The organism is Ruegeria sp. CJ9, from assembly GCF_056536625.1.
Genome location: NZ_JBQFPY010000006.1, coordinates 71761 through 91293 on the forward strand (window position 1 = coordinate 71761; position 19533 = coordinate 91293).

24 protein-coding genes are annotated in these 19533 nt (G+C 56.9%); 12 read left to right on the top strand and 12 right to left on the bottom strand.

The features are described 5' to 3' along the window. Positions 1-59 precede the first annotated feature (59 nt). Positions 60-893, top strand: coding sequence for an AraC family transcriptional regulator (locus tag ACR0AJ_RS13530; protein ID WP_480741096.1), 834 nt, complete (start codon positions 60-62; stop codon positions 891-893). Position 894: 1 nt separating this feature from the next. Here the strand turns inward: ACR0AJ_RS13530 and ACR0AJ_RS13535 are convergent, their stop codons facing one another. Beyond that, positions 895-1491, bottom strand: a complete 597-nt coding sequence (locus tag ACR0AJ_RS13535; RefSeq protein WP_480663157.1) for a LysE family translocator — start codon at positions 1489-1491, stop codon at positions 895-897. A 73-nt stretch (positions 1492-1564) separates the two neighbouring features. On the opposite strand from ACR0AJ_RS13535, the gene ACR0AJ_RS13540 reads away from it, so the two are divergent. Together ACR0AJ_RS13540 and ACR0AJ_RS13545 are read left to right on the top strand one after the other, a co-directional pair. After that, positions 1565-2017: an Lrp/AsnC family transcriptional regulator gene (locus ACR0AJ_RS13540; protein WP_170350285.1), complete on the top strand. Its 453-nt coding sequence runs from the start codon at positions 1565-1567 to the stop codon at positions 2015-2017. 117 nt (positions 2018-2134) lie between these two features. Beyond that, positions 2135-2713 (top strand): PA14 domain-containing protein, encoded by a 579-nt coding sequence (locus ACR0AJ_RS13545; protein WP_170350286.1) that lies wholly within the window; start codon positions 2135-2137, stop codon positions 2711-2713. 36 nt (positions 2714-2749) lie between these two features. Here ACR0AJ_RS13545 and ACR0AJ_RS13550 read toward each other — a convergent pair whose 3' ends face one another. Next, on the bottom strand, positions 2750-3709 hold the full coding sequence (locus tag ACR0AJ_RS13550; protein WP_480647949.1) for an L-malyl-CoA/beta-methylmalyl-CoA lyase: 960 nt from the start codon (positions 3707-3709) through the stop codon (positions 2750-2752). A gap of 295 nt (positions 3710-4004) precedes the next feature. Here ACR0AJ_RS13550 and dgcN point away from each other — a divergent pair, with 295 nt between their 5' ends. The 3 genes from dgcN to ACR0AJ_RS13565 all read left to right on the top strand — a co-directional run bounded on the left by dgcN (position 4005) and on the right by ACR0AJ_RS13565 (position 6972). Beyond that, positions 4005-5006, top strand: coding sequence for an N-acetyltransferase DgcN (gene dgcN / locus ACR0AJ_RS13555; protein WP_425081522.1), 1002 nt, complete (start codon positions 4005-4007; stop codon positions 5004-5006). Positions 5007-5069: 63 nt separating this feature from the next. Further along, the gene (gene dgcA / locus ACR0AJ_RS13560) at positions 5070-6035 is read left to right on the top strand and encodes an N-acetyl-D-Glu racemase DgcA (RefSeq protein ID WP_425081521.1); all 966 of its coding nucleotides are present in this window, start codon (positions 5070-5072) and stop codon (positions 6033-6035) included. 76 nt (positions 6036-6111) lie between these two features. After that, positions 6112-6972: a D-amino-acid transaminase gene (locus ACR0AJ_RS13565; protein WP_425081520.1), complete on the top strand. Its 861-nt coding sequence runs from the start codon at positions 6112-6114 to the stop codon at positions 6970-6972. A 44-nt stretch (positions 6973-7016) separates the two neighbouring features. Here the strand turns inward: ACR0AJ_RS13565 and ACR0AJ_RS13570 are convergent, their stop codons facing one another. From ACR0AJ_RS13570 to ACR0AJ_RS13580, 3 genes are all read right to left on the bottom strand, one after another. Continuing rightward, positions 7017-7331 carry a DUF1244 domain-containing protein gene (locus ACR0AJ_RS13570; RefSeq protein WP_170377405.1) on the bottom strand — a complete coding sequence of 105 codons (315 nt, stop codon included), beginning with the start codon at positions 7329-7331 and terminating at the stop codon, positions 7017-7019. A gap of 105 nt (positions 7332-7436) precedes the next feature. Further along, complete coding sequence (locus ACR0AJ_RS13575; protein WP_170359919.1) at positions 7437-7676, bottom strand: DUF6868 family protein; 240 nt, start codon at positions 7674-7676, stop codon at positions 7437-7439. An 86-nt stretch (positions 7677-7762) separates the two neighbouring features. Next, on the bottom strand, positions 7763-8500 hold the full coding sequence (locus ACR0AJ_RS13580; protein ID WP_170350293.1) for an N-formylglutamate amidohydrolase: 738 nt from the start codon (positions 8498-8500) through the stop codon (positions 7763-7765). Between the two features lie 133 nt (positions 8501-8633). On the opposite strand from ACR0AJ_RS13580, the gene pyk reads away from it, so the two are divergent. Then, on the top strand, positions 8634-10079 hold the full coding sequence (pyk, locus tag ACR0AJ_RS13585) for a pyruvate kinase (protein ID WP_170350294.1): 1446 nt from the start codon (positions 8634-8636) through the stop codon (positions 10077-10079). Between the two features lie 48 nt (positions 10080-10127). On the opposite strand, the gene ACR0AJ_RS13590 is transcribed toward pyk, so the two are convergent. Then, positions 10128-10571 carry an Lrp/AsnC family transcriptional regulator gene (locus ACR0AJ_RS13590; protein WP_174818870.1) on the bottom strand — a complete coding sequence of 148 codons (444 nt, stop codon included), beginning with the start codon at positions 10569-10571 and terminating at the stop codon, positions 10128-10130. Positions 10572-10770: 199 nt separating this feature from the next. Here ACR0AJ_RS13590 and ACR0AJ_RS13595 point away from each other — a divergent pair, with 199 nt between their 5' ends. From ACR0AJ_RS13595 to rplT, 4 genes are all read left to right on the top strand, one after another. After that, a complete protein-coding gene (locus ACR0AJ_RS13595; RefSeq protein ID WP_170350295.1) occupies positions 10771-11208 on the top strand; it encodes a universal stress protein in 438 nt (145 codons plus the stop codon). Between the two features lie 14 nt (positions 11209-11222). Next, positions 11223-12773 carry an alanine/glycine:cation symporter family protein gene (locus ACR0AJ_RS13600; RefSeq protein WP_170350296.1) on the top strand — a complete coding sequence of 517 codons (1551 nt, stop codon included), beginning with the start codon at positions 11223-11225 and terminating at the stop codon, positions 12771-12773. A gap of 182 nt (positions 12774-12955) precedes the next feature. Beyond that, on the top strand, positions 12956-13156 hold the full coding sequence (gene rpmI, locus ACR0AJ_RS13605; protein WP_010443552.1) for a 50S ribosomal protein L35: 201 nt from the start codon (positions 12956-12958) through the stop codon (positions 13154-13156). A 14-nt stretch (positions 13157-13170) separates the two neighbouring features. Beyond that, complete coding sequence (gene rplT, locus ACR0AJ_RS13610; RefSeq protein ID WP_152457001.1) at positions 13171-13536, top strand: 50S ribosomal protein L20; 366 nt, start codon at positions 13171-13173, stop codon at positions 13534-13536. A gap of 125 nt (positions 13537-13661) precedes the next feature. On the opposite strand, the gene ACR0AJ_RS13615 is transcribed toward rplT, so the two are convergent. The 3 genes from ACR0AJ_RS13615 to ACR0AJ_RS13625 form a co-directional block, all read right to left on the bottom strand. Beyond that, on the bottom strand, positions 13662-14324 hold the full coding sequence (locus tag ACR0AJ_RS13615; RefSeq protein WP_170411440.1) for a hypothetical protein: 663 nt from the start codon (positions 14322-14324) through the stop codon (positions 13662-13664). A gap of 117 nt (positions 14325-14441) precedes the next feature. Beyond that, positions 14442-14897: a hypothetical protein gene (locus ACR0AJ_RS13620; protein ID WP_170377416.1), complete on the bottom strand. Its 456-nt coding sequence runs from the start codon at positions 14895-14897 to the stop codon at positions 14442-14444. Positions 14898-15019: 122 nt separating this feature from the next. Then, positions 15020-16411, bottom strand: a complete 1392-nt coding sequence (locus ACR0AJ_RS13625) for an aminotransferase family protein (protein WP_170350299.1) — start codon at positions 16409-16411, stop codon at positions 15020-15022. A 221-nt stretch (positions 16412-16632) separates the two neighbouring features. Between ACR0AJ_RS13625 and ACR0AJ_RS13630 the strand changes: the two genes are divergently transcribed. Then, on the top strand, positions 16633-18261 hold the full coding sequence (locus tag ACR0AJ_RS13630; RefSeq protein ID WP_170350300.1) for an acyl-CoA synthetase: 1629 nt from the start codon (positions 16633-16635) through the stop codon (positions 18259-18261). Here ACR0AJ_RS13630 and ACR0AJ_RS13635 read toward each other — a convergent pair. The 3 genes from ACR0AJ_RS13635 to ACR0AJ_RS13645 all read right to left on the bottom strand — a co-directional run bounded on the left by ACR0AJ_RS13635 (position 18258) and on the right by ACR0AJ_RS13645 (position 19529). Beyond that, positions 18258-18599, bottom strand: a complete 342-nt coding sequence (locus ACR0AJ_RS13635; protein WP_480741100.1) for a DOPA 4,5-dioxygenase family protein — start codon at positions 18597-18599, stop codon at positions 18258-18260. The two genes, ACR0AJ_RS13630 and ACR0AJ_RS13635, sit on opposite strands and share 4 nt — an antisense overlap. 89 nt (positions 18600-18688) lie before the next feature. After that, positions 18689-19327 carry a maleylacetoacetate isomerase gene (maiA, locus tag ACR0AJ_RS13640; RefSeq protein WP_170350301.1) on the bottom strand — a complete coding sequence of 213 codons (639 nt, stop codon included), beginning with the start codon at positions 19325-19327 and terminating at the stop codon, positions 18689-18691. Between the two features lie 4 nt (positions 19328-19331). Then, a complete protein-coding gene (locus tag ACR0AJ_RS13645; RefSeq protein WP_170350302.1) occupies positions 19332-19529 on the bottom strand; it encodes a DUF2783 domain-containing protein in 198 nt (65 codons plus the stop codon). Positions 19530-19533 lie beyond the last annotated feature (4 nt).

The following is a 19533-nucleotide window of genomic DNA, read 5'->3' on the forward strand; positions in this document are numbered from 1 at the left end:
CAAGATTTGTGGATGCGGAATATGCGACCACGGATAAGCAAAGAGAAGGAAGGTTGCCGATGGCAAACAGCTACGAAGATCGCATTCTGCGCGTCTTGACTTACATCCACGATCACCCCGCCGGGGATCTGTCTTTGGATGCCTTGTCTGATGTGGCTGCGATGTCCCGGTTTCACTGGCATCGTGTGTTTCGCGCGATTACCGGCGAAACCTGTGCGCAAGCTGTCCGCCGGATCCGGTTGCACCGTGCCGCGTGTTGGCTGGTGCAAACCGACCGGTCCGTGGCAGAGATCGCGTCGGCGGTGGGTTATCCTAATCTGAATTCCTTTGTGCGGGCCTTTTCGCAGGCCTACAGCGCCAGCCCGGCGGCCTTTAGAAAATCCGGGCGTTGGCTGGTGCTTAATCGCAAATTGAGAATCGGAGAATATCCAATGCATCCCGTTACAACCCGTACAGAACCCGCCCGCCGCGTAATCGCCTTGGCTCATAAAGGGGATTACGCAGAGATCGGCAATAAGTTTGAGGCACTTGGTGCCTTGTGTGAATCCCGCAACCTGTGGTCTCAACTTGGTCCAGTCATCGGAGTCTATCTGGACAGCCCCGATGATGTGTCACAAGACCAACTGCGCAGCTATGCAGGCGCCGAATTCAAAGGTGGTGACACACCAGAGGGTATGGAAGACGTGCAGATTCCAGGCGGCAAAACAGCTATTCTGACCTACAAGGGCCCATACTCCGGTTTGCACGCGGCGTATCACACGCTGTTCGGAAACTGGCTGCCTGAGTCAGGCGAGGAACCCGCGGACCAGCCGTGCTACGAGATCTACCTGAACGATCCGCGCAACACCGCACCCGAAGAGCTGCTGACCGAAATTTGCCTACCGCTGAAATAGGTCAGTTTGGCCACAGGACCGGGTAGAGCGAGGCGACCAGCAGCATCGCCATGGTCCAGTTGAAAACCACCAACCGGCGCGGGTTTGTCAAAATCCGCGCCATCTGCTGCCCCAGCACCGTCCAGGTGCTGACCGACGGCAGGTTCACCGCTCCGAATATCAGCGCCACGATGACGATGGCTTGCAGCGTGTGATCTGGCGTGTAGGCCGTGGTGGCCGTCAGGGCCATGGCCCAGGCCTTTGGGTTGACCCATTGAAAAGCGGCGGCTTGCAGAAAGGTCATTGGATCACCCTCGGCCATCTTGCCATTGGCCGGGGCCGCATGCGCGATCTTCCACGCCAGATACAGTAGATAGACGACCGAGGCGAGTTTCAGCACCGTGTAGCTGACCGGGTATCGGTCAAATACCTGCACCAAACCGGCACCGACCAGCAGGACCATGACAGTAAACCCCAACCCGATCCCTAACATATGCGGGATGGTTCGGCGAAACCCGAAATTAGCCCCCGAGGCCATCAGCATCAGGTTGTTCGGCCCAGGTGTGATGGACGAGACAAAAGCAAAGGCGATCAGGGCCAGAAGGATGTCATAGGTCATGGCGGGGATAATCACTGACAAAACAGCAAATGAAATTGCGTTTTTGTGCGTGTTTGGGGTAATTACACAATTAATGGCGAAGATTGATCACATAAATCAACAAATATTGCGCGCGCTGACAGGTGACGGCCGTATCAGCAACCTGGAATTGGCGGACCGCGTTGGCCTGTCGCCCTCGGCCTGCTTGCGTCGCGTGCAAGAACTTGAGCGCGCTGGCGTGATCACCGGCTACCGCGCGGTATTAAGCCCGAAAGAACTGGGCGTAGGGTTCGTGGGTTACATCGGCGTTGGATTGGGAGAGCATACCAAAGCCGCGCAGGAAGGTTTTGAACGGGCCGTGCAGCATGCGCCCGAAGTGATCGAATGCCACAATATCACCGGCACCATCGAATACTTGCTGCGTGTGGAATGCGCTGATCTTGCCGAGTACAAAACCTTTCACACAGAGGTGCTGGGAACCCTGCCGCATGTGACGTCGATCACCTCCTACGTGGTGATGGATTCACCCAAGGATTTGCGCGCCTGACAGGGAAATTGTGAATTTTAACTGTCTTGCGGGGAAAATCCTCACATCCTAGTGTCACAGCAATGGGAAAACCAAAATGGGGGCAAACCCCTCTTATGCCGTCACAGGGAGACGATCATGAAACTTATCAAAGCCGGTGCGCTTGCCGCAGCTATGGCATTGATTGCCGGAGCGGTAGCGTCAGCGCCGCTTAAGCTGCAACCTGCAAGCCCACAACCCAGCCCGCAGGCCGGGTTGAATGTGAAATACTATGGTACAGGCAATCAACACAAGAAGATCCGAGATCTGAGCCAGGCGAAAAGCCTGCTGTCACAAGCGCAACCCGGAACACCGTTGCGGGGGTTGGATTACAGGGACACCAGCAAGGGTGAGGACGTCATGACATTCGACGGCGCTTACAACGTTGCTGCCGAAGTTACTGGGTATATGCGGTTCGACTCGCCGGGGATTTACGAGTTGGAAACGTGGTCAAATGACGGGATTGAGGCTTCGGTTGGTGGTCAACAGATTGGCCGCGTAACCGGTATTCAAGGCTGTGAAGCCAATCAACGTACCGAAGTTGAAGTGCCCCAGGCGGGCTGGTATCCGTTGAAGATCATCTATTTCCAAAAATTGGGATCCTCTTGCCTGATGATGAAGTCGGGCAAACAAGGCGAAAAGCTCACCTGGGTGCCCAACGACATCTTCGGGCGGTAACAAGAAGGCGCCCCGCAGGGCGCCTTTTTTTGGCCATTAGCCAGCGGCGATCAGTTCCGCCTGCGCCACAATCACTTCGGCCTGTTTGATCGAGGCGATATCGACCAGACGCCCTTTGTAGACAGTCGCGCCTTCGCCATTGGCCTTGGCCTGTTCCATTGCCGCCAGGATTTCGCGCGCTTCCGAAACAGCCTCGTCCGAGGGGGTAAAGACCTGATTAGCCAGTGCGATCTGCTTGGGATGGATCGCCCATTTGCCGACCATACCCAGCGTGGCTGAGCGTTTGGCCTGTGCGATGTATCCCTCATCATCCGAGAAGTCACCAAACGGCCCGTCCACCGGCAGCACGCCATGGGTTCGACAAGCGGCGACGATGGCCGCTTGTGCCCAATGCCAAGGATCGGACCAGTGCTTTTCGCCTTCGCGCAGCATGTAATAGTTTTCCTGCGTTCCGCCTATGCCAGTGGTCTGCATGCCCATGGAGGCCGCGAAATCCGCCGCACCCAGGCTCATCGCCTGCATTCGTGGTGACGAGGCCGCGATTTCCTCGACATGGGCAATGCCTGCGGCAGATTCGATGATCACTTCGAAGGATACCGGCTTGGTGCGGCCCTTGGCGCGTTCGATGGCGGTAACCAGCGCGTCCACGGCATAGACATCTTCGGCGCAGCCGACCTTGGGGATCATGATCTGGTCCAGACGGTCGCCAGCCTGTTCCAGCAGATCCACAACGTCGCGATACCAATAGGATGTGTCCAGTCCGTTAATGCGCACGGACATGTACTTGTTGCCCCAATCCACGGTGTTCAGCGCCTCGATCACATTGGCGCGGGCCGCGTCCTTGTCCGACGGCGCCACCGAGTCCTCAAGATCAAGGTTGATCACGTCTGCCGCTGACGCGGCCATTTTCGGAAACAGCTTGGTGTTCGATCCAGGCCCGAACAGCTGGCAACGGTTGGGGCGGGCGGGGGCGGCGGGTTGAAGGCGAAAGCTCATCTGGACCTCGTGCGAGAAATGAAATTACAATTTTTCTGCTCATTGAGGTATTAAATTGCGTGCTTATGCGCAAGCGTCTTTATGCAAGTGCGGCATTGCGTTCGCAGCATTTGCCACGGAAAGCGATCAAACTGGTGATTAAAGTTTAATCACTGTGAAAACTTGAAAGAATATTTCAGTATATGAAGAACTCGCGCGAAAATTTCCCACCAATGGCAACTATGTCAGGCGAAAACGCAAAGCACTCGTCAGGCGCGTCCCATAGGCTGCGCCGGAATCAAAGGAGTGAACCGCAATGATCGAGACACCGTACCTGCTGTTTTTGGGCGATGCGCCCGACCAATTGGCGGCCAAAGTCGCAGTCGGCATCAAAGACTGGCGCCCGGAAAACGCTGTGGGCCAATATCGGATGGACGGCTGCAAGGCCGATCTGGGCCTGACGGACATGACCCTGACCGAAGCAAAAGAGGCGGGCGCTAAGACTCTGGTCATCGGTGTGGCCAACCGTGGCGGTGTGATCAGCCAGGAATGGAAAAAGGTTCTGGTGATGGCGCTGGAGGAAGGCTTTGATCTGGCGTCTGGCCTGCACAACCTGCTGCGCGACGAGCCCGATCTGGTTGCCGTTGCCGAGGCCACGGGCCGCAAGCTGCACGATGTGCGCGTTCCCGAGGTCGAGTATCCGATCGCAAACGGCATCAAACGCAAGGGCAAGCGGTGTCTGGCAGTTGGCACGGATTGCTCGGTCGGCAAGATGTACACGGCGATGGCAATGGATGCCGAAATGCGCAAGCGTGGCATGAAATCCACCTTCCGTGCCACCGGCCAGACCGGTATTCTGATCACCGGTGACGGTGTGCCGCTGGACGCCGTGATCGCTGACTTCATGGCCGGATCGGTCGAATGGCTGACACCCGACAATGACGACGACCACTGGGACTTGATCGAAGGGCAGGGATCGCTGTTCCACGTGTCCTACTCCGGTGTGACCATGGCGCTAATCCACGGCGGCCAGCCGGACGCACTGATCCTGAGCCACGAACCCACCCGTGAGCATATGCGCGGTCTGCCGACCTATACTTTGCCGACGCTTGAAAACCTGCGCGACACCGCGCTGGCACTTGCCAAGGTTGCAAACCCTGATTGTCAGGTCGTGGGTGTCTCGGTCAACACACAGCACATGAGCGAAGAGGACGCCATCGCCTATCTGGCGAAGGTCGAGGCCGATATGGGTATGCCCGCCACTGATCCGTTCCGCTTTGGTCCGGGCAAACTGGTCGACGCGCTGGCCGCGTTGTGATCAATAGACCCCGCCAGAGGACTCTCTGGCGGGGAAATCTTGAATGAATAAAGGAGTGGGCGCGTGCAGATTGACGTCTCTCGTGATGTATTCCGGTTGGCTCAGGTCTTTACGATCTCGCGCGGGTCTAGGACCGAAGCGAATGTGCTGACTGTACGTTTATCGGATGGCGCGCATCAGGGGCGGGGCGAATGTGTGCCCTACGCGCGGTATAATGAAACGCTGGAGTCGGTCGAGGCTGAAATTGCCAGTTTGCCCCGGACGTTTGATCGAGCGCAGTTGATGGATCTGTTGCCCGCGGGTGCCGCCCGCAATGCGGTAGACTGTGCACTGTGGGATCTTGAGGCGAAGCGCGCCGGAAAACGTGCATGGGAACTGGCCGGTCTGCCCGCGCCCGGCCCAGAGATCACCGCCTACACCTTGTCGCTGGACACGCCGGAAAAGATGCAGGCACAGGCGGCTGAGAACGCGTATCGTCCGCTGTTGAAGATTAAGCTGGGTACGCCAGACGACATGCCTCGTCTGGAAGCCGTACGCGCAGGTGCCCCTGACGCCAAGATCATCGTCGACGCCAATGAGGGCTGGTCGGCCGAAGTCTATGCCGATCTGGCACCGCATCTGGTGCGGCTGGGAGTTGCGCTGGTCGAACAGCCTCTGCCAGCCGGGGAAGATGACGCCCTGATCGGGATGGATCGCCCGGTGCCGGTGTGTGCCGATGAATCGTGCCATGACCGCAGTAGCCTGCCCGCGATGAAGGGCAAGTATGACGTAGTAAACATCAAGCTCGACAAGACCGGCGGTTTGACCGAGGCGCTGGCCCTGCGTGAACAGGCGCTGGCCGAGGGTTACAAAGTTATGGTCGGATGCATGGTCGGCAGTTCGCTGGCTATGGCGCCCGCGACACTGCTGGCGCAGGGTGCGATGGTAACAGACCTTGACGGCCCGCTTCTGTTGGCCGAAGACCGCGACAACCCGCTGAATTTTGATGATGCCGGAGTGCATCCGCCTTTGGCGGCGCTCTGGGGGTGACGAACGCCCGGAAAATGATCCGGTGGATCATTTTCAGTAAGGAACGGGCGAAGCCCTGAGACGAAAAGGATATGACATGACCCGCACTGTTTACGTGAATGGCGAATACCTGCCTGAAACCGAAGCCAAGGTTTCCATTTTTGACCGTGGTTTCCTGTTCGCCGACGCCGTTTACGAGGTCACCAGCGTTCTGGATGGAAAGCTGATCGATTTTGAAGGCCATGCCGTGCGCCTCAAGCGGTCTCTGGACGAGCTGGAGATGGCCGAACCTTGCACCAAGGATGAGCTGCTCGAGATTCACCGCAAGCTGGTTGAGCTGAACGGCATCGAAGAAGGGCTTGTGTACCTGCAGGTCAGCCGTGGATCGGATGGCGACCGGGATTTCGTGTTCCCGTCGGCGGACACCAAGCCCAGTCTGGTTCTGTTCACGCAGAACAAGCCGGGTCTGGCCGACAGCCCAGCGGCGAAAAAAGGTGCAAAGATCATCTCGATCGAGGATATCCGCTGGGGTCGCCGCGATATCAAGACTGTTCAGCTGCTGTACCCGTCGATGGGTAAGATGATGGCCAAGAAAGCGGGCTGCGACGATGCATGGTTGATCGAAGGCGGCTATGTTACCGAGGGCACCAGCAACAACGCCTACTACGTGAAAGACGGCAAGATCGTCACCCGCCCGCTGTCGACCGACATTCTGCACGGTATCACGCGTAAAGCCGTGCTGCGCATGGCGGCTGAGGCGCAGATGGAAGTCGAAGAACGTCTGTTCACCATCGACGAAGCGAAAGAGGCGGACGAAGCCTTTACCACCTCGGCAAGTGCGTTCGTCATGCCGGTAGTTGAAATTGACGGTGTAACGCTGGGGGATGGCACGCCGGGTCCGATCGCCAAACGGCTGCGTGAGATTTATCTGGACGAAAGCCGCAAGGCAGCGATCTAAAGCAAAGGCCCGCCGGATTGGCGGGCCTTTTTCGTTTTAGGGGATTAGTCTTTTTTCCCAACATTTTCTTCAAACGCGACCTTGAAGGCGGCCTGTTTTTCAGGGCTGGCGTCGGTCTGATAGTTCGCCTTCCACTCATCCATGGTCATGCCGTAGAAAATCTGACGGGCTTCGTCCTTGCCCATCTCGATGCCCTTTTCATTGGCCGCTTCCTGATACCAGCGCGACAGGCAGTTGCGGCAGAACCCGGCCAGATTCATCATGTCGATGTTCTGAACGTCCGTGCGGTCTTCCATCAGGTGCTTTTGCAACCGGCGGAATGCGGCGGCCTGAAGTTCGATTTCGGTTTGCTTGTCCATTGTCGGGCTCCCAATGCGTGTCGTTTGCCTGACCTAACAATCCGAAGGCGTCGTTACAATAAACAGGAAGAGCCAGCAGGCCCTTCCCAGCGATCGATTTCGGTTTTAAGCCAGCTTCAGGGCCAGCCACGGCATCAGGCAGAATACGATGGTCAGTATCTTGTAGTTGGCCAGATACCGGAAATAGGCCCTTTTTGCATCGCCAGGCTCCATCTGGAACATCCGGCCGTGTATCTTGGCAGCCCAGTCCTGTGAAACAACGATCATCAGAGTAGTGAACACCAGAAGGGCGAGGTTAAGGACCGTCATCCAGCCGAAGACGGTCGTCAGGAATTCCTGAGTCATGGTCGTCTCCTTTCCCTTAATATATGGGGGCTCGGGATACCCTCACAATAACGTGAGACCCGGAATCGACCTTATTTGACCTGACGTCAAAGACCGCTTTCGCTCAAAGCGTCCTGCAGGATTATGGCCAAACGCTCTGCCCATTCACGCTGTCCGGCATTGTCCGCGATCAGATCATTACGCAGCTCGATCAAGGCGTTAGGTCGGCCATGCGTTGTGCAGTGCCGATCAATTGCGTCACCGGACAGCACGCCAGTATAGGGCTCGTTGACACCAACACACAGGTCTGCTTCGGCCTCAAGACGGTCGATCAACGGGCGCGAGAACCGTTCATCCGGAGTGTGCAGCACCCCGATTTGCCATGGGCGTGGGTCGCGGCCACGCAGTTGGCGGGTGAAGGAATGCATCGACACGATCACCGCATGCGGCAGGCCCGCCATACGTTCCAGCGCCTCGTGATAGGGGCGGTAGCACATGTTCAGACGCCGTTCACGCTCAGACGCGTCTGCGTGGCGGTTGCCGGGGATGATCGAACCGTCATACAGCTTCATCAGCAGGGTGGGGTCATCCTCACCCCGGTTGGGATCAATCACCAGACGTGAGAAATTGGCGGCAATAACTGGCGCGTTCAGGATCTCTCCCAAATGCTTTGACACCTCATACGCGCCCACGTCATAGGCGATGTGACGCTCCATATCCTCGCGCGGCAGGCCGAGGTCTCCGCCGTTGATTTCGGGAGGCACCGTGTTGGTTGCGTGGTCACATGTGATCAGCCAGCGCGAGGGGCGATCAGCGCCGTGGATAAAAAACGGGGAATACGTCATAAGCCTGTCATCTAGTTTGCCGCAGGTGTAGGGCAGTTGCTTCGGAAAGGGAATTGCGCAATAAGCAGCCTGATGCAATGTTTGCGGTAACATTTGTGCGATTCAGACAGAAGACGTGAGGAGAGAAATACCAATGCGACGCCTGAGGAATGTAAAAATCGTGGCGACGCTGGGACCGGCGTCCAATGATTATGACACCATCCGTGCGCTGCACGAGGCCGGGGCAGATGTGTTTCGTCTGAACATGAGCCACGGCAGCCATGATGAGATTCGCGAACGTCACCGGATCATCCGACAGGTGGAAAAGGATCTGGAAAGCCCGATTGCGATTCTGGCTGACCTGCAAGGGCCCAAACTGCGCGTGGGTGAGTTCGCCAATGACGCCGAAGAACTGGAAGAGGGCGCAGCCTTCCGTCTGGACCTTGACGCTACTCCGGGGGACAGAGGCCGCGTTTGTCTGCCGCATCCCGAGATTTTCGCCGCACTTGAACCGGGCGCGCGGCTGTTGGTCAATGACGGCAAAATCCGCCTGATCGTTCAGGATTGTGGCAAAGAATTCGCCAATTGCACGGTGGAGGTCGGAGGCACGATATCGAACCGGAAAGGTGTGAACGTCCCCGATGTGGTTCTTCCGTTGGCCGCGCTGTCTGAAAAAGATCGCGATGATCTGGAGTTTGTCTGTAAATTGGGCGTTGACTGGCTGGGGTTGAGCTTTGTTCAGCGCGCCAAGGACGTCTTTGAGGCCCGGGCACTGGCTGATGGCCGGGCCTCAATCCTGTCCAAGATCGAAAAACCTGCGGCAGTTGAGGCATTTGACGAAATCCTCGATGCCTCGGACGGGATCATGGTGGCCCGCGGCGACCTGGGGGTCGAATTGCCGGTTTCAGCCGTACCGCCGATCCAGAAACGGCTGGTAAGACGATGCCGCGCGGCGGCTAAGCCGGTGATCGTGGCCACTCAGATGTTGGAGAGTATGATCGAAAGCCCGATGCCAACGCGAGCCGAGGTTTCGGACGTCGCGACAGCGATTTATGAAGGCACTGATGCCATCATGCTCAGCGCTGAATCAGCGGCGGGGTCGTATCCAATAGAGGCCGTGCAAACCATGAACAAGGTCGCTATCGAGGTCGAGGCCGATCCGACCTACACCCAGATCATCGCCGCCTCGCGCACCGCAAAGGGCACCACAATTGCTGACGGGATCGTGGCAGCTGCGCGTGAGATTGCTGAAAAGACAGACATCAAGGCCATTTGTTGCTTTACCCAAAGCGGCACAACGGCGCTGTTGACCGCGCGGGAACGTCCCGGTGTGCCGATCATCGCCATGACGCCCGCCACCGGAACAGCACGGCGCCTGTGCCTGAGCTGGGGCTGCCATTGTGTGATGACGCCCGAGCTTGAGCGCTTTAAGGGTGCTGTTGTCAATGCCGCCCGCACTGCCCGCGCCAGTGGGTTTGCGACCGAGACCGATCAGATTGTGGTGACCGCTGGGGTGCCATTCAACGTGCCCGGAACCACTAATATCCTGCGTATTGCGCCCTGTGACGAACGCCTGATATACAACACAGATCCGGGCTGATGAACTTGCGTCAACGTGCATGCTGCCTCATGGCAGACAGGTCACTTGTCAAGCGACAGGGCTTTTTACGATCTCCATTACAGTAAATGAGCTGGTCTGGTGAATTCCAGGCAGCTTATTAATTTTCTCACCGAGGATATCGCGGAAGTGCGTGATATCCCGCGTGCGGACTGTCAGGAGATAGTCAAACGATCCCGCCACCATTAAGCAGCTTTCAATTTCTGGAATATTGCGGACAGCGTCATTGAACCTGCCAAGAGATTGCTCAGCCGTCGCGGCCAGTGAAACCTGGACAACCGTGACCAAGGCTAGCCCCATTCGCTCTTTATCGACGATGGCACAATAGCCTTTGATGTACCCGTTTTTTTCCAAGCGCTTGACCCGCTCGGAACAGGGGGTATTGGTCAGGTTGACACGTGCCGCAAGATCGACGATCGATAACCTTCCGTTGATTTCCAGCTCTTGCAGGATGCGTTGGTCTATTTTGTCCAATTCTCTATCGATCAGTAAAAATCCCTGAAATTTTAGCGCAAGACGACATTTTTCACTGAATATAGACTAAAATAATCCCCAATTCCTAGTGATTATTCCTGATACTTATCTGAAGACAGCTGCGTCAATGTGTTCCAAGTTTGGCTGTCTTGTCGAGGGCACGGGCCTCGACCCAACGAAAAAAAATTGGAGAACCGACATGACAACAAAAATTGTCATTGGACTGGACGGGACAGAGACCGGGGAGCGCGCGATCGCTTTTGCCAAGGATTTGGCAGGGCGCATCGGTTCATGCGAGTTGCTTGTGGTTTATGTGATCGAATGGTCCCCATTTACTTTTCAAACACCTGAAGAAAATGCTCTGCGCCATAAGCGGCGCGAGGAAGAGGTCGAATTGGCCTCGACACGGATCGTCACCCCTGCGGTGGAAGCTTTGAACGCGGACGGTTTTACGGCCCATGGCATTGTACGCCATGGTGACGTGGCTGAAACGCTGAACGCGATCACAGTCGAAAACGGTGGTACCCAGATCGTCGTCGGACGCGCCTCGGCCGATGGGTTCAAGAAACGGCTCTTTGGCAGCTCGACCCAGAATCTGGTCATGCATGCCGATGTACCGGTCACCGTTGTGAACTGAGCGGAGGGACGAGAATGAATATGCTTAAAAAACTGGGCTTTGCCACAGCGGCTGCCCTGTTCGCCAGCCCCGCTTTGGCCCAAGAGGCGCCGGGTCTGGACGACAAGATCAACCAAGCCTTTGCTGATTTCACCGGGCCGTTCGTTAGCTTTATCTTTGCCCCGTTTCCGGGCACTAGCTTCCCTTGGATCGTGGGTTGGCTGGTCGTCGCGGCCACAGTGTTCACGCTGTATTTTGCCTTTGTGCAGCTGCGGTTCTTTAGTCACGCTATCAGCCTTGTGAAAGGCGACTATTCCGATCCCAACGATGCGGGTGAGGTCAGCCATTTTCAGGCGTTGGCCACGGCGCTTTCAGGAACGGTCGGTTTGGGCAACATCGCTGGTGTGGCGGTGGCCGTCGGGATCGGCGGGCCGGGTGCCACGTTCTGGATGATCGTCGCGGGCCTGCTGGGCATGGCGTCGAAATTCACTGAGTGTACGCTGGGCGTGAAATACCGCAACGAATACGACGACGGCACCGTTTCCGGTGGCCCGATGTATTACATGTCCAAAGGGTTCAGTGAGCTGGGCTTGCCGGGCGGTAAGATCCTGGCTGTTCTGTTTTCGATCTTCTGTATTCTTGGCGCGCTGGGCGGGGGCAACATGTTCCAGGCCAATCAGGCGCACCAACAGATTGCAGGCATTGTCGGGGATTATCCGGGCTGGATTACAGGCCTGGTCTTTGCCGGTATCGTGTTCGCAGTGATCGTGGGCGGCCTGAAATCCATCGCGCGCGTCACCGAAAAGGTCGTGCCGTTCATGGGTGTTATGTACGTGGCGGCAGCACTAGTGATCATCATCATGCACGCAGACCAGATCGGCTGGGCTTTCGGCCAGATCTTCGCGGGTGCCTTCACTGGCCTCGGCATCGCAGGCGGTATGGTTGGGGCGCTGATCCAGGGTTTCCGCCGTGCGGCGTTCTCGAACGAGGCGGGCGTTGGTTCTGCGGCGATTGCCCACTCGGCCGTGCGGACCAAAGAGCCGATCACCGAGGGCTTCGTGTCGCTGCTTGAGCCGTTCATCGATACGGTCGTGATCTGTACAATGACTGCACTGGTGATCATCATCACTCAGCAGCTGATCATCGACCCGGAAACCGGCCTTTACATGCTGACCGAAGATGGTTCGGCTATTGCCACCGTTGATGGTAATTCGGGTGTCAGTCTGACGTCTGCGGCGTTTGGCAGTGCGTTCAGCTGGTTCCCCTATGTTCTTGCGATCGCGGTGGTTCTGTTTGCCTTCTCGACCATGATCAGTTGGTCCTATTATGGCCTCAAGGCCTGGACTTATCTGTTCGGCGAAGGACACACCAAAGAGCTGGTGTTCAAGGTCATCTTCTGCATCTTCGTTGTCATCGGTGCGGCGGCCAACCTTGGTCCTGTCATCGACTTCTCGGATGCGGCGATCTTTGCAATGGCGGTTGTGAACGTCTTTGCGCTCTACTTCCTGATGAAAGTGGTGCGCGAAGAGCTGGCCAGCTATGCAGCCCGCCTGAAAAGCGGCGAAATCCGCAAATTCGAGCACTAAATCACTCCACCGGGGCGGCCAGCGCTGCCCCGGTGCCTGACCACCCTGCGAAAAGCGCAGATTCTGGTCAAAACCCCCTTGCCAGTATGGAAGAACTTGCGTAAACGGCGCTTCTGATCGCGTGACCGGCCAATGTGGCATGCCGAGTCGCGTCAAGTACCGAACCCCGAAAGGAGACGGAAATGCCTAAGATGAAGACAAAGTCGAGCGCCAAGAAGCGCTTTAAGGTGACTGCGACCGGTAAGGTCCTTGCTGGCCAGGCCGGCAAACGGCACGGCATGATTAAGCGGACCAAGAAATTCATCCGCGATGCCCGTGGCAACACCACCCTGTCCGCCCCCGACGCCAAGATCGTCAAGGGCTACATGCCCTACGACCGCTAAGAGGAGATTAAGAGATGTCCCGCGTTAAAGGTGGAACCGTAACTCACGCCCGTCACAAGAAGGTCATTAAGGCAGCCAAAGGTTACTATGGCCGCCGCAAGAGCACCTTCAAGGTTGCCCGTCAGGCCGTCGACAAGGCCAACCAGTACGCAACCCGCGACCGTAAGAACCGCAAGCGCAACTTCCGCGCGCTGTGGATCCAGCGTATCAACGCTGCTGTCCGTTCGCATGACGAAGCACTGACATATTCCCGCTTCATCAACGGCCTGAACCTGGCCGGTATCGAAGTGGACCGCAAAGTTCTGGCCGACCTGGCCGTGCACGAACCGGAAGCGTTCGGCGCGATCGTCGCCAAAGCTCAGGCCGCTCTGACTGCCTGATCCTCTGAAAAGAGACAGTGAATGAAAGGCCGTCCCTTTGGGGCGGCCTTTTTTTGCAGCTGAACCCTGGCTAGGTAGGCCCTGAACCCATTTTGGGCTGCAACGATATCTTCCGTTTGAAAGCATCATTCATCAGTGTTCACCCACACTTCAAGCGTTGCCTCGCCCCAGGTGATACAGTCAGAAAGGCCATTGCATTCTTCGGGTAGACGCCCTTGAGTTGTTCTGTTTATCCATCGCGACTGTCGGAAACTAACGTTCGCAATGCCATCCTGAGTCAGCAACTCCCCTGATTTGGAAAACTCGTGTCCGTCGATCGGATTTAAGGAGACTTCGTTACCGCTAAGCATAGTGAAAACGAGAGAGGTATCACTGTGGGTCTCGGGATTCTTCAATTCAGCTCGGACGTTACAAACATTTTGTATAGTAGAACCATTGCCCGCTCTTCGGGTGCCGGTGAGGATTATAACCCGCTGGCCTACCGTAGAGTTTATTTGCATTCTATTGCCGACAAGTTGCCAGTAATTCCCCTCGGACGGTCGTTTGGATTCGACTTCCTGAAAGCCAAGTTTTTCAAACTGTTCGATTGTTTTTTGGGTGTCTGGAAAACTTGCAAGGCAAGTCGAACTGAAAACAGAAGCAAGTTGCCTGAACTCAACCGTTCCAGTCGAAGGCATCACTGTTAACGGCGGTTCTTCATTTTTTGGTGTTGTTGAGCACGCCGAGATGAAGGTTAGAGCCAGTGAAAGATACACGGAGTAGCATTTTAAGCTGCTGTCAGCCTTCATTCTCAAACTCCCGGTAAGAGCAAACTTACGTGATCGTGCAAGAGGAATGAAATGCATCATGCACAGGATTGGGGAAAACTTAGTTTATCATTTTCATGTCTAACGCATTCGGCGTGGCTAGTTGCCCTTCTTCACCAATTGTGCAGCGAAGGCCACGCCCGTGCCCGGCCCGGCATAGGTGACCATGATCACGTCATCCAGATAGACACCGTTGAAAATCCCAGCCGAGACGTCATCCCCCGATATCCCGGCCTCAGCCAATACGAACCGGGTGGGGTCATCCAGGCTGAAGGTGCCCATCGCCTCTTCGACGATCCATTCCTTGTCCCCAATGCGGCGCCAGCGGTTGGTGGCGGTGATAAGGTTGCCGTCCAATTTGGTGACTTCCAACTCCATCTCGGTCTGCAGCAGGCCCTTCTCGTGGTTGGGGTTCGATTTGGCGAAGGCCACCAGATAGGTGCCATGCCATGTACCGACGATCTGAGGGAAGCCGCTGCCGTCTTCGGCACTGGCGGGGGCTGCAAGGGCTAGCACAAGGGCGGCGGCAATGCTGCGGAAAAGGTTGAGTGTCATGGGGCGATCTCCTGCAAAGGGTGCGATCAGGCTACCCGAGTTCTGGAAATTGGCAAACCATGGTTTAGAAACAAAAAAACCGGCGCCGAAAGCGCCGGTTTTCATAAGCTTTGTGCAGCGACTTAGCCGAACACACGACCAAGCGCGCCGTCGACGGCGTCGGTGATCTGGTCGATGTCATCTGCCGTTGCGATCAGCGCGGGCGAGAAGCACAGCGTGTTGTTGCGGCTGGGGATCGATCGGTTGGTGGCACCGATGATGACGCCTTGCGCCATACAATCAGCCACAACGGCCTGAACCTTTTTCTCGTCCATCGGCTCTTTGGTTGAACGGTCTGCGACCAGCTCGGCACCCAGGAACAGGCCCTTGCCACGCACATCGCCGATGACCTTGTGCTTTTCCATCAGCGCCTGCAGGTTGCCCATCATACGGTCACCCATGTCGGCGCAGTTGCCCAGCAGGTTTTCGTCCTGAATGATGCGCATGTTTTCAACCGCAGCTGCCGGGCCGGCGGTGCAGCCACCAAAGGTCGAGATGTCGCGGAAATAGCTCATCGGATCAGCGGCATCGTCTTTGAACATGTCAAAGACTTCCTCGGTGGTGACCATGCAGGCAATCGCCGCATAGCCCGAGGCAACGCCTTTGGCCATGGTCACGAAGTCCGGCTTGATGCCGTATTGCTGATAGCCGAACCAAGTGCCCGTACGACCGACGCCGCAGACCACTTCGTCGATATGCAGCAGCACGTCGTACTTCTTGCAGATTTCCTGCACGCGCTGCCAATAGCCTTCGGGCGCTTCGATCACGCCGCCGCCTGCGGTTACCGGCTCAAGGCACAGTGCGCCAACGGTGTCGGGACCTTCGCGCAGGATGACCTCTTCGATCTGATCTGCGGCCCAGACGCCAAAGTTTTCTTCGGGCGCGCCGTCCAGCTCGTGCTTGCGGTACTCCATGCAGTGGGGCACGCGCACGAAATCGGGCGCGAAGGGGCCGTACTGGGCGTTGCGCTCGTCCTGACCGCCTGCCGACATGGTCGCCAGGGTCGAGCCGTGATAGTCACGGTCGCGGTACAGGATTTTGGTCTTTTTACCGCCATAGCGCTTATGCGCGATCTGACGGACCATCTTGAAGGCCTTCTCGTTCGCCTCAGAGCCCGAGTTGGTGTAGTACACCCGGCTCATGCCCGGCATTTTGTCGATCAGCATTTCGGCAAAAATCGAACCGGGGATCGAACCTGCGGTATTGGCGAAATAGCACAGCTTCATCAGCTGTTCGTAGACCGCCTTACAGATTGATTCGCGGCCATAGCCAACGTTGACGGTCCAAACTCCACCGGACACGGCGTCCAGATGCTCTTTGCCCTTTTGATCCCAAACGCGCATGCCCTTGCCTTCGACAATGATGCGTGGGTCATTGGTTTCAAAGGGTTTATGCTGGATCAGGTGATGCCAGATGTGGGCGCGGTCGGCTTCGACTACGCGGGAAAGATCGTTTTCGTTGAACGTGCCGTCCATGACATGTCCTTTCAATAAAGCTCGTTGCACGGATTGCAGGGGCTATCCCGAACCGGCAGATGTTTTCGATGGCTCAGATCACCTTGAATGGCCTGTCGGAGATAGGGCCAGATTGCACCATCCCGTATTGCCAGTCCATTCCTGAGACGTATTTTTACGGGTTTGTCAGGGGCTCAACTTTGTGCTCAATTCGCGCAAATCGCGATTGGGAGGATCAGCGGATGGGAGCCACACAAATTTACGAGCGTCATCTGGACAAATGCCGGGCCAACTATGTGCCGTTGTCCCCGTTGAGCTTTCTCGAGCGCACAGCGCAGGTTTACCCTGATTACCCCTCGGTTGTGTATGGTGATCGCCGGTATAGCTGGGCCGAGACCTATGCCCGATGCCGCCGTCTGGCGGGCGCATTGGTCGCACGTGGAATAGGGCAGGGCGACACTGTGTCGATTATTGCAGCCAATATCCCTGAAATGTACGAGGCACATTTTGGCGTGCCCATGGCCGGTGCCGTTTTGAACGCGATCAACACGCGTTTGGATGCGGCGATCATTGCCTTCATCCTTAACCACGCGGAATCCAAGGTGCTGCTGGTCGATCCCGAATTTTCGGGTGTGGTGAAAGAGGCGCTGAAACAGGTCGACCACGACCTGCTGGTCATTGATATCGAAGACGCCAGTTTTGAGGGCGGAGAAAAGTTGGGCAACCTGACCTATGACGCCTTGCTGGCAGACAGCGATCCTGAATTTGAGTGGTCCTTGCCCAAAGACGAATGGGACGCGATCACGCTGAATTACACGTCCGGGACAACGGGCAATCCGAAAGGCGTGGTTTATCACCATCGGGGCGCGGCGCTGAACGCACAGTCGGACTTGTTGGATTGGGATATGCCGAAACACGCGGTCTATCTGTGGACCTTGCCGATGTTCCATTGCAATGGCTGGTGTTTTCCATGGGCGATGGCGGCCAATGCGGGCGTTTCGGTCTGTCTGCGCGCGGTGCGGGCCGAGCCGATCTATGCAGCCTTCAGGGATGAGAAGGTCACGCATTTCTGTGGCGCGCCAATTGTGCTGAATATGCTGGCCCATGCACCGGATGAGTTGAAAGACTTTGATCATCAGATCAAGGTGATGACTGCGGGTGCTCCGCCCCCTGCCGCCGTGATTGAAGCGATGGAAGCCATGGGGGTCGAGGTGACCCATGTGTATGGTCTGACCGAGACCTATGGCCCATCGGTGGTCTGCGCCTGGAAAGACGAATGGAACACCAAGGATGCACAGGAACGCGCGGCGCTGAAGGTGCGGCAGGGGGTGCGCTATTCGGCCCTGTCGGGCCTGATGGTGGCCGACCCTGAAACGCTAGAACCTGTACCTGCCGATGGCGAAACCATGGGTGAGATTTTCATGCAGGGCAACGTGGTGATGAAGGGCTATCTGAAAAATCCCGAGGCAACGGACAAAGCCTTTAACGGCGGTTGGTTTGCTTCGGGCGATCTGGGGGTGATGTATCCCGACGGCTATATCGCGCTTAAGGATCGGTCCAAGGACATCATCATTTCAGGGGGCGAGAATATCTCGTCGGTCGAGGTCGAAGGCATCCTGTACAAACACCCAGCAGTGATGGAGGCCGCAGTTGTGGCGCGACCGGACGAAAAATGGGGCGAAACCCCCTGCGCCTTTGTCGAGCTAAAGCCTGACGCCACCGCGACCGAGGCGGAGTTGATCGCATTCTGCCGGGATAACATGGCCCATTTCAAAGCGCCTAAGACAGTGGTGTTCGGAACCTTGCCCAAAACCTCAACTGGGAAGGTTCAGAAGTTTGTCCTGAGGGATCAGGCGCGTACGCTGACCTAAGCGCCCATCTTGTCAAAGATCGAAAGGTTCAGCTCAAGCATCTCACCCATCCAGATGGCCCGGTCCCGATGATCCTCAAGGTGCCGTCCGGTTTCGGGGTGGGTGAAGATGGTCAGGCCCTGCCGGTTCAGCATCAGCCAGGGAATGACCTGATCGAACGCGTCCGGTGCAAAGGCCAGCTGGCAGCTCCAGCGTGGGTGAGGGCCGACATTGCGTTCATGCACGCGACCCATATCAATAGAAAACAGCCCTGCCGCTTCTTCGCAAACCCGTCGTGCGGCATCCACTGTGTCCGCGTCAAAATAGACATGGGCGTGATAGCCGGTGATCTCGGGCATGGCGACCTCATCCATCTGTTTCACAGAAAACCTAGGTCGAACTTGCAGCCATTCCTATCCTCATCGGCACACATACCCTGTGCGCCGGGTTAAGTAGGGGCATTCGCATTTGGATGTGCCGCGGCAAAGGCGGGATGGTCGGCACAGGCGGCCTCGACTGCAAGGATGCGGGGCAGGTATGACAAATCAACCTGCCAGCGCCGCGCATTATAGAGTTGCGGCATCAAGCATAGATCGGCCAGCCCTGGGCTGCTGCCCGTGCAATAGGGTGTCTGGTCAAATCCCGCCAGCAGCGTTTCAAACGCCAGCAGGCCGGGTCGGATGAAGTGGCGCATCCAATCGCCCGGCATCCCTTCGGCGCCGTTGCTCAGCTTTGTGGCATATTGCGCCACCGACAGGTTGCAGACCGGGTGGATGTCCACCGCGATGGAGTGTGCCAGCGCCGTTGCCTTGGCGCGCAATGCAGGCTCGGCAGGCAATAAGCCCAACCCCCGGCTTTGATCCAGATAGTCGATGATTGCCAAAGATTGCGTCAATCGCAGCCCGTCAATATCCAGCACCGGAACCAGCCCCTGCGGGTTACGCGCAAGATGGTCTTGTGACTTCTGGTCCCCGGCCTTTAGATCAACAAAGACAGGGCGATAGGCAATTCCCGCCAAATTCAGCGCGATGCGCACACGGTAGCTGGCCGATGAGCGCCAGAAATCAAAAAGAACCACTTCGCCCATTGTTTCAGGTCTCTCTTAGGGCCGCGGCTTCGACTGCCTGGTTCAGCACGTCGGAGTCCCCGATATGGTTCGCCAAAACCAGGACCAGACGCGCGTTCAGCGCGTCGCTTGCGGATTTGTCCAACCCGTCATGGGCGGCCAGCAGTCCGGCATAAAAATCATCGGCATTGTCGAGATTGGGGGTGAGGATCAGATCAGTCATTTTC

Coding starts and splice junctions, on each gene's coding strand:
- ACR0AJ_RS13530 (WP_480741096.1), top strand. CDS start 60: ATGGCAAACAGCTACGAAGATCGCATTCTGCGCGTCTTGACTTACATC.
- ACR0AJ_RS13535 (WP_480663157.1), bottom strand. CDS start 1,491: ATGACCTATGACATCCTTCTGGCCCTGATCGCCTTTGCTTTTGTCTCG.
- ACR0AJ_RS13540 (WP_170350285.1), top strand. CDS start 1,565: ATGGCGAAGATTGATCACATAAATCAACAAATATTGCGCGCGCTGACA.
- ACR0AJ_RS13545 (WP_170350286.1), top strand. CDS start 2,135: ATGAAACTTATCAAAGCCGGTGCGCTTGCCGCAGCTATGGCATTGATT.
- ACR0AJ_RS13550 (WP_480647949.1), bottom strand. CDS start 3,709: ATGAGCTTTCGCCTTCAACCCGCCGCCCCCGCCCGCCCCAACCGTTGC.
- dgcN (WP_425081522.1), top strand. CDS start 4,005: ATGATCGAGACACCGTACCTGCTGTTTTTGGGCGATGCGCCCGACCAA.
- ACR0AJ_RS13565 (WP_425081520.1), top strand. CDS start 6,112: ATGACCCGCACTGTTTACGTGAATGGCGAATACCTGCCTGAAACCGAA.
- ACR0AJ_RS13570 (WP_170377405.1), bottom strand. CDS start 7,331: ATGGACAAGCAAACCGAAATCGAACTTCAGGCCGCCGCATTCCGCCGG.
- ACR0AJ_RS13575 (WP_170359919.1), bottom strand. CDS start 7,676: ATGACTCAGGAATTCCTGACGACCGTCTTCGGCTGGATGACGGTCCTT.
- ACR0AJ_RS13580 (WP_170350293.1), bottom strand. CDS start 8,500: ATGACGTATTCCCCGTTTTTTATCCACGGCGCTGATCGCCCCTCGCGC.
- pyk (WP_170350294.1), top strand. CDS start 8,634: ATGCGACGCCTGAGGAATGTAAAAATCGTGGCGACGCTGGGACCGGCG.
- ACR0AJ_RS13595 (WP_170350295.1), top strand. CDS start 10,771: ATGACAACAAAAATTGTCATTGGACTGGACGGGACAGAGACCGGGGAG.
- ACR0AJ_RS13600 (WP_170350296.1), top strand. CDS start 11,223: ATGAATATGCTTAAAAAACTGGGCTTTGCCACAGCGGCTGCCCTGTTC.
- rpmI (WP_010443552.1), top strand. CDS start 12,956: ATGCCTAAGATGAAGACAAAGTCGAGCGCCAAGAAGCGCTTTAAGGTG.
- rplT (WP_152457001.1), top strand. CDS start 13,171: ATGTCCCGCGTTAAAGGTGGAACCGTAACTCACGCCCGTCACAAGAAG.
- ACR0AJ_RS13615 (WP_170411440.1), bottom strand. CDS start 14,324: ATGAAGGCTGACAGCAGCTTAAAATGCTACTCCGTGTATCTTTCACTG.
- ACR0AJ_RS13620 (WP_170377416.1), bottom strand. CDS start 14,897: ATGACACTCAACCTTTTCCGCAGCATTGCCGCCGCCCTTGTGCTAGCC.
- ACR0AJ_RS13625 (WP_170350299.1), bottom strand. CDS start 16,411: ATGGACGGCACGTTCAACGAAAACGATCTTTCCCGCGTAGTCGAAGCC.
- ACR0AJ_RS13630 (WP_170350300.1), top strand. CDS start 16,633: ATGGGAGCCACACAAATTTACGAGCGTCATCTGGACAAATGCCGGGCC.
- ACR0AJ_RS13635 (WP_480741100.1), bottom strand. CDS start 18,599: ATGCCCGAGATCACCGGCTATCACGCCCATGTCTATTTTGACGCGGAC.
- maiA (WP_170350301.1), bottom strand. CDS start 19,327: ATGGGCGAAGTGGTTCTTTTTGATTTCTGGCGCTCATCGGCCAGCTAC.
- ACR0AJ_RS13645 (WP_170350302.1), bottom strand. CDS start 19,529: ATGACTGATCTGATCCTCACCCCCAATCTCGACAATGCCGATGATTTT.